The sequence below is a fragment of the Bradyrhizobium uaiense genome, assembly GCF_010811875.1.
Taxonomy (GTDB): Bacteria; Pseudomonadota; Alphaproteobacteria; order Rhizobiales; family Xanthobacteraceae; genus Bradyrhizobium; species Bradyrhizobium uaiense.
This window is the reverse complement of record NZ_VKHP01000361.1, coordinates 1-7,324: the sequence shown is the minus strand read 5'-3', so window position 1 is coordinate 7,324 and position 7,324 is coordinate 1. Positions and strand designations below refer to the sequence as shown.

The window sequence follows — 7,324 nt, the reverse complement described above, 5'->3', positions numbered from 1 at the left end:
GCCCCGTTCTCACGGGGAGAGGGTTGGGGTGAGGGGCTGCCTCCGCGAGTCCTGTGCGTGGAAAGACCTGTACCCCCTCACCCGTATCGCATCTCCGATGCAATACGACCTCCCCCGCAAGCGGGAGAGGTGGAATGAGGTTGCGGAAGCCGCTCATTGCACCGGCTTGAAGCTGAGCGTTGCCGCATCCGCCTGCATGATCTGCAGCTTCTGGTTGGAGAAGCGGACCCCGGGGCCGAAGCTGATCGGCGCCATTACCCCGGTCTCGACATTCTTGGTCTTCTCCAGCTCCGAGATGGTGCAGGCCCAGGTCGGCTGTTTGCCGCAGCGCTCGATCGCCGCGAGCAGCACCTTTGCCGCGGCGTAGCCGGTCATGGTGTAGCGGTTGATGCCTTTGAACTCGGCTTCCGAGACCAGCGGCTTGGCCTTCTCCAGGAACGCCTTGCCGGCCGCGCCGGCGAACGGCTCGACATAGTCGACCGCATAGATGCCGTCGCCGGCTGGGCCCATCAGCTTCAGCACCGGCTCGATGCGGCCGGGCCAGAAGATTCCGGTCACCGGCTTGATGCTGAGCTTCTCGAGCTCCTTCATCATCGCGATGTTCTCGGCGATGATGCCGCCGGCCAGGAATACCTCGGCACCAGATTCCTTCAGTTGCAGCATGTCGGACGAGAAGTCCTGCTGACCCTTCTTGTAATTGCCGCTGTAGACGACGTTCAGCTTCTTGGCCTTGACCACGGAATCGAAGCCGTCGCGGACCGTGATGCCGTAATCGTCGTCCTGCGTGATCAGGCCCCATTTCCTGCCGGGATTCTTGTCGGCAAGGAAGTTGACGAGGTGAACGATGCCTTCCTCGTAGGACTGGCCGACCACGAACACGTTCTTGCGCGGCGGCTCCCACAGGAACTTCACCGGCGCGACGTCGATCACGGTCGGGATGCCGGATTTCTCCAGCACGGGCATGACGGCGATCGACTGGCCCGAGCCGGAGATGCCGATCATCGCAAACACCTTGTCGACGTCGATCACCTTCTTGACGCCCTGAATGGTGCGCGCGGTGACGTAGCCGTCGTCTTCAAGCACATATTTGATCTTGCGGCCGTTGATGCCGCCGGCGGCGTTGGCTTCCGCGATCGCGATCTTGTGGCCGATCGAGGCGGCGACGCCGAGCAGGGCCGGCGGGCCGGTCAGGGGCTCGACGTCGCCGATCAGGATCTCGCTGTCAGTGATCCCGGGGTCGGCGGCCGCCGCCGGGCCGATGGCAAGGCAGGCGGTGGTGAGCAGCAGCGAGGCCGCCGCCAGATGTTTGATCATTGTCTCCTCCTCATGGTGTTTGCGTCTTTTTTTGATTAGTAGCGCAGCGGCCAGTGCACCCAGGCCCGCCTGATGTCGTGCCAGGCGCCGACCAGCCCCCTCGGCTGGAAGCGCAGGAACAGGATGATGACAAGGCCGTAGAGCATGCTCTTCAGCTCCTGCGCGCCGGTCGTGAAGGTTGCGTCCATCTGCGCGCTGAACAGGCTGAAGACGATCCTTGTCGCCTCCGGCAGCAGCACGATCAGGATGGTGCCGAGCACCGCGCCGAGCGCGGAACCGAGCCCGCCGACGATCAGGATCGCCAGCGCCTCGATCGAGAGCAGGAACGGAAAGCCCTCGACGCTGACGAAGGAGAGATAGATGCCGTAGAGCGCGCCGGCGATGCCGGTGATGAAGGCCGAAGTGACGAAGGCGAACAACTTGTAGGCATGCAGATTGATGCCCATGACGCGGGCCGCGGTGTCATTGTCGCGGATCGCGACGAAGGCGCGGCCGACCCGGCTGCGGCGGATGTTGAGGGTGGCGAGCAGCGTCAGCGCCGCGATGGCGAGGCAGAGATAGGTAAAGGCCGCGTCGCTGTCGAAGCTGATGCCGAAGATCTCCGGCCGCTGCACCTGGATGCCGCGCGCGCCGTTGGTAAGCCAGCGCAGTTCCAGGATCACGGTGTTGATGATGAAGGAAAAGGCGAGCGTCGTGATCGCGAGATAGAGGCCCTTGAGCCGGAGCGACGGCGCGCCGACCATTAGACTCGCCAGCGCCGGCACTACGCCGGCGCCGAGGAAGCCGACCAGCGGCGGCATGTGATATTTCGACACCAGCACCGCATAGGCATAAGCGCCGGTGACGAGGAAACCGACATGGCCGAGCGAGATCAGGCCGGTGTAGCCGGTCAGGATGTTGAGCCCGAGCGCGCCGGTCACCGTGATCAGGATGATGATCACAAACGACAGCGCGTAGGAGTTCAACACAAAGGGCGCCGCGATCAGCGCCAGCAGCAGCACGGCTGACCATAGCCACACCGGCGGGGAATCGATCAGCGCGACCAGCTCGCCATAGGTCTGCTTGTAATCGCCCGTGCGCATCACACCCTCTCGATGTCGCGTTCGCCGAAGATGCCGAACGGGCGGACCATCAGCACGACGATGATCATGGCAAAGCCCGCGACCTCCTTCATGCCCGAGCCGAGATATCCGCCGGCCAGGTTCTCGGTGATGCCGATCAGGAGGCCGCCCAGGCCGGAGCCGAGCACGGCGTCGAGCCCGCCGAGGATCGTGGCCGGGAACGCCTTCAGCCCGAGCTGGAACATCGCCGGCGACAGATCGTAGGACAGCGCGAAGAACACGCCGCCGATGCCGGCGATCACCGAGGAGGCGGCCCAGGCCAGCGCATGAACTCTTGTGGCGCTGATGCCCATCAACAGCGCGGTGCGGTCGTCGGCCGCGACCGCGCGCATCGCGACGCCGACCTTGCTGTAGCGGAAGAACGCCCAGATCGCGGCAAGCAGGAACAGCAGCGTCGCGATCACGGCAATCTGCCCGGTGCGGACGCCGATGCCGCCGAGATGCACGATGCCGCGGCCCATGCCGACATCGAGCCCGTGCGGATAGGCATCCCAGATGAAATTGATCGCCGAGCGCAGGATTACCGCAAGGCCGATCGTCACCATCACGGTTGCGAACACCGGTTCGCCCAGCATCGGCCGCATCACCAGGCGCTCGATGACGAGGCCGAGCAGGACCGCGGCAAGGATTGCGCCGACTGCCACGACGAACACATTGCCGCTGACCGTGGTCGAGATCGTCCAGGCGATATAGGCCGTGATCATGGTCATCTCGCCCTGTGCGAAATTGACCAAGCCGGTGGATTTGTAGATTACCGCAAAGCCCATCGCGATCAGGCCATAGATCGCGCCGATCGCGAGGCCGGAGATCAGAAGCTGGATGAGATACTGCATTCAGCTCTCCGCCTGGTAAATGATGGCGAGCTCGCGCGCGAACTTCTTCTCGATCATGGCGCGGCGCACCTTCTGCGTAGCGGTCAGCTCGCCGTCGTCATGGTCGAGCTCCTTCTCGAGGATGGCGAAGCGTCTGATGTTCTCGACCCGGGCGAAGCGCTTGTTGGTCTCGCCAACGATGCGCTCGACCAGCTCGTGCACCTCTGGCAGCTGCGACAATGACTTGTAGTTGGTGTAGGCCAGCGCACGGTCGCGCGCCCAGCGGCCGACATTGTCGTAGTCGACCTGGACGATGGCACCGAGATACTTCCTGGCCTCGCCGACCACGATCGCTTCTTTGATGAACTCGGAATCTTTCAGCGCGTTCTCGATCTCGGACGGAGCGATGTTCTTGCCGCCGGCGGTGATGATGATCGCCTTCTTGCGATCGACCACGGCGATCTCGCCGTTGTCTGTTATCTCGATGATGTCGCCGGTGCGCAGCCAGCCGCCTTGTTCCAGCGACGCGGTCGAGGCCTTCTCGTCGAGGAAGTAGCCCTTGAAGACGCCGGGATTGCGCAGCAGGATCTCGCCGTCGCTGTCGAGTTTCCATTCGGTCTGCGGCAGCGGCACGCCGCAGCCGCCGATCCGGTGATGGCTTTCAGTCTGGATGAATGCGACGCCGCCGCTCTCGGTCAGGCCATAGCCCTGCGACACCGCACGGCCGATGATGTCGAAGAAGCGCAGTGTCTCCGGCGAGATCGAAGCGCCGGCGCAGAGCCGATGCCGGCTGTAAGCGAAGCCGAGATGGCGTTGCAAATTGCGGAACATCAGGAGATAGAGAAGGCCGTAGGCGACACGATCGAACCAGCCTTCCTTGCCGGCCTGGCGGCGGTCGGAGAGGGTGCGGCCCCAGGCGAGGCAGGCCCTTGTGAAGCCCTGCCGCAGCCGGCCGCTCTCGCCCAGCCGGAACAGAAAGCCCTGCTGCAGCTTTTCGTAGATGCGGGGCACACCGACAAAGAAGGTCGGCGCGATCTCGCGGATGTTGATCGCGACCGTGTCGATCGATTCGGCGAACGAGACGGTGCCGCCGAGCACCAGATGCGTCACCGTGCCGTAGCAGCGTTCGGCGACGTGGCACAGCGGCAGGTAGCTCACCGCCTCGAACGGCTTGTCGGCGATCCCCACGGTGTTGGCGTAAGCGTAAGCCGCGTAAACCAGATTGCGATGGGTCAGCATCGCGCCCTTGGGTGGGCCCGTCGTGCCCGATGTGTAGACGAGAATGCAGACATCGTCGGGTGCGCCCTGGCCGATCAGGCGGTCGAGCGTGGCGTCGGCGTCCGGGTTCTGCTGCGCATGGGTCTTGCCGCGCTCACATAGTGCCTCGAACGACATCAGTTCCTGCTGGCGATAGTGCCGCAGCCCTTTCATGTCGATGCAGACGATGGCCTCAAGATTCGGCAGGCCGCCATTGTTGGCGATCGCGTCGAGCACCTTGTCGGTCTGCTCCTGGTCGCCGGTGACGACGATTCGGGCGCCGGAGTGCTTGATGATATATTGCAGCTCGACCCAGGGATTGGTCGGATAGATGCCGACCGCGACGGCGCCGATCATCTGGCTGCCGAGATCGGCATAGAACCATTCCGGCGTGTTCTCGCCGGCGATGGCGACACGGTCGCCCGGCTTGATGCCGAGCGACAGCAGGCCCAGAGCCACCGCACGCGCGGTTTCATAATAGTGCCGCCAGGAATAGGGGTTCCAGATGCCGTAATCCTTCTCGCGCAGCGCCAGCGCTTCGCCATGCATTGCGGCGCGCTGCCGCAGCAATTGCGGGATGGTGATGGCGGCATCTGCAAGCGCGGCCTGGAACGCGTCGGCGCTTGTTGCCGGCGAATTGCGCGGCGTGCTCGCCTGCAGCGACGGATGAGCGGTGCGAAGACTGTCCAGCGTCGACATTACGCGCCCGCCTTTGCCATAGCCTCGGCGCGCTGGCCGCCCAGATAGGCCTTCGCCACGGCCGGATCGCGCCTGATCTCGTCGGGCGTGCCTTCGGCGATCTTGCGGCCGAAATTCAGCACATGGATGCGATCGGAGATGTCCATCACGATCCGCATCTCGTGCTCGATCATCAAGACGGTGATGCCGAGCTCGTCGCGGATGTCGAGCACGAAGCGCGCGATGTCCTCGGTCTCCTCCTGGTTCATGCCGGACACCATCTCGTCGAGCAGCAGCAGCTTCGGCTCGCAGGCCAGTGCGCGGGCGAGCTCGACCCGCTTCTGCTGGCCGTAGGACAGTGTGCCGACGACGGCGTCCCTGATATGCTCGATCTCGAGGAATTCGATGATGTGCTCGACACGCTGCCGCGCCGCGATCTCCTCATTCCGGGTGCGGCCGAAGAACACCACGGCGTCGAGCACAGTCGAGCGCAGATGGGTGTGGCGGCCGGTCAGGATGTTCTCGACCACGGTGCCGTGCTTGAACAGCGCAAGGTTCTGGAAGGTCCGGCCGATGCCGACGGCGGCGAACTTCCACGGCGAGATGGTCGCAAGGTCGATGCCATCGAAAATAATGCGGCCGCCGCTCGGCCGCAGCACGCCCGAGATCATGTTGAACAGCGTGGTCTTGCCGGCGCCGTTCGGGCCGATCACGCTGCAAATCTCGCCCGGCGCTACCCGCAGGCTGACGTCGGCGACCGCTTGCAGGCCGCCGAAACGCTTTGACAGGTTCTCGACTGCGAGCAGCGCTGTCACGACAGCCACCGCTTGCGGCGCTTGTAGTGCTTGACCTCGCGCAGGCTCTTGCGGCCGGCCGAGGAGACGCCGAGATAGAACTCCTGGACGTCCTCGTTCGCCTTCAATTTCTTCGCCGTGCCATCGAGCACGACGCGACCGGTCTCCAGGATGTAGCCGTAGTCGGCGATGTCGAGCGCGCGCTGGGCGTTCTGCTCCACCAGCAGCACCGTCATCTTCAATTCGTCGCGGAGGCGAACGATCACCTCATAGATGCGGTCGATGATCAGCGGGGCGAGGCCGAGCGACGGCTCGTCGAGCGCCAGCAGCACGGGATCGGTCATCAGCGCGCGGCCGATCGCGAGCATCTGCTGCTCACCGCCGGACATGTAGCCGGCGATCTGGTCGCGCCGCTCATGCAGCCGCGGAAACAGCGTGAACACCTTGTCGCGCCGCTCGCGCGCCTCGGCCCCGGTCCTTGTGTAGCCGCCCATTTGCAGGTTCTCGTCGATGGTCAGCGCCGCGAACACGCGGCGGCCTTCCGGAACCTGGACGATGCCGCGGCGGACCAGCTCGTCCGGCGCGAGGCGATGCACCTCGTCATTGCGAAAGCGGATGCTGCCGTTCTCGACGACGCCTTCCTCGGTATAGAGGATGCCGGACATCGCCTTCAGCAGCGTCGATTTGCCGGCGCCGTTGGAGCCGAGCAGGGCGACGATGCTGCCTTCGGGGACCGCGATCGAGACATCCCGGATCGCCTCGATTGCGTTGTCGTAGACGATCCGGATGTTGCGGAATTCGAGCAGGGCATCCGGCGCCGTTGCCGCGAGCGGCGCTGCTGAAGGCGTCGGATGCGGGATGGTCGCCGGCATCGCGCTCAGACCCGGCGGGCCGCGAGGTGCGGCCGCGCGGCGAGGATCGCATCGGTGACGATCTTGGCGGTCTCGGCGCACGCCTGGGTACCGCCATTGCCGTATTGCTTCACCGCGTCGCCGACGCACCACAGGCCTTCGATGCCGGTCTCGCGCGGCAGGTCGTAGCCGGCACAGCTGCGTTGCGCCGGCCAATCGTCGCGCATAACCCGGACCGAGAGGATTTTGGCCTGGTCGAAATTGGCAAACTGTTCGCGCAGATCTTCGAGCGCCAGCGCGACCTCGGTATCGCTGTCGAAATCTCCGAGCGCAGGCACCGGCACTGCATAGGCGACGTAAAGGTGCCAACCGGGCGGAGCCAGCTCCGGACAGGTCGCGGAGAGGTTCGCCATGTTGCAGAGCCGGCGCGTCTTGCCGAAGGTGACGATGCCGGGATGGTTGATCAGCGGCTCGCGGCTTGCGACGTTGATGACGAT

At 64.6% G+C, this 7,324-nt stretch carries 7 protein-coding genes; all 7 read right to left on the bottom strand.

Annotation, left to right across the window (positions count from 1 at the left end; translation table 11 throughout):
• Positions 1–153: 153 nt before the first annotated feature.
• Positions 154–1,314 (bottom strand): ABC transporter substrate-binding protein, encoded by a 1,161-nt coding sequence (locus FNJ47_RS43595; protein ID WP_163162636.1) that lies wholly within the window; start codon positions 1,312–1,314, stop codon positions 154–156.
• A 35-nt stretch (positions 1,315–1,349) separates the two neighbouring features.
• Complete coding sequence (locus FNJ47_RS43590; RefSeq protein ID WP_163162634.1) at positions 1,350–2,396, bottom strand: branched-chain amino acid ABC transporter permease; 1,047 nt, start codon at positions 2,394–2,396, stop codon at positions 1,350–1,352.
• Entirely contained in the window at positions 2,396–3,268 is an 873-nt protein-coding gene (locus FNJ47_RS43585; protein ID WP_163162632.1) for a branched-chain amino acid ABC transporter permease, read from the bottom strand. The genes FNJ47_RS43590 and FNJ47_RS43585 overlap by 1 nt, the downstream gene beginning before the upstream one ends.
• The gene (locus tag FNJ47_RS43580; RefSeq protein ID WP_163162630.1) at positions 3,269–5,203 is read right to left on the bottom strand and encodes an AMP-dependent synthetase/ligase; all 1,935 of its coding nucleotides are present in this window, start codon (positions 5,201–5,203) and stop codon (positions 3,269–3,271) included. It lies immediately after the preceding gene.
• A complete protein-coding gene (locus FNJ47_RS43575; RefSeq protein ID WP_163162628.1) occupies positions 5,203–5,997 on the bottom strand; it encodes an ATP-binding cassette domain-containing protein in 795 nt (264 codons plus the stop codon). Before FNJ47_RS43575 ends, FNJ47_RS43580 begins: the two co-directional genes overlap by 1 nt.
• A complete protein-coding gene (locus FNJ47_RS43570) occupies positions 5,994–6,848 on the bottom strand; it encodes an ABC transporter ATP-binding protein (RefSeq protein ID WP_163162626.1) in 855 nt (284 codons plus the stop codon). Before FNJ47_RS43570 ends, FNJ47_RS43575 begins: the two co-directional genes overlap by 4 nt.
• 5 nt (positions 6,849–6,853) lie before the next feature.
• Positions 6,854–7,324 (bottom strand): FAD-dependent oxidoreductase (locus FNJ47_RS43565; protein WP_175068501.1); only part of this gene is annotated, 471 nt, incomplete at its 5' end.

Excerpts from the sequence above, each read along its gene's own strand:
- FNJ47_RS43595 (WP_163162636.1), bottom strand. The coding sequence starts at position 1,314 with ATGATCAAACATCTGGCGGCGGCCTCGCTGCTGCTCACCACCGCCTGC.
- FNJ47_RS43590 (WP_163162634.1), bottom strand. The coding sequence starts at position 2,396 with ATGCGCACGGGCGATTACAAGCAGACCTATGGCGAGCTGGTCGCGCTG.
- FNJ47_RS43585 (WP_163162632.1), bottom strand. The coding sequence starts at position 3,268 with ATGCAGTATCTCATCCAGCTTCTGATCTCCGGCCTCGCGATCGGCGCG.
- FNJ47_RS43580 (WP_163162630.1), bottom strand. The coding sequence starts at position 5,203 with ATGTCGACGCTGGACAGTCTTCGCACCGCTCATCCGTCGCTGCAGGCG.
- FNJ47_RS43570 (WP_163162626.1), bottom strand. The coding sequence starts at position 6,848 with ATGCCGGCGACCATCCCGCATCCGACGCCTTCAGCAGCGCCGCTCGCG.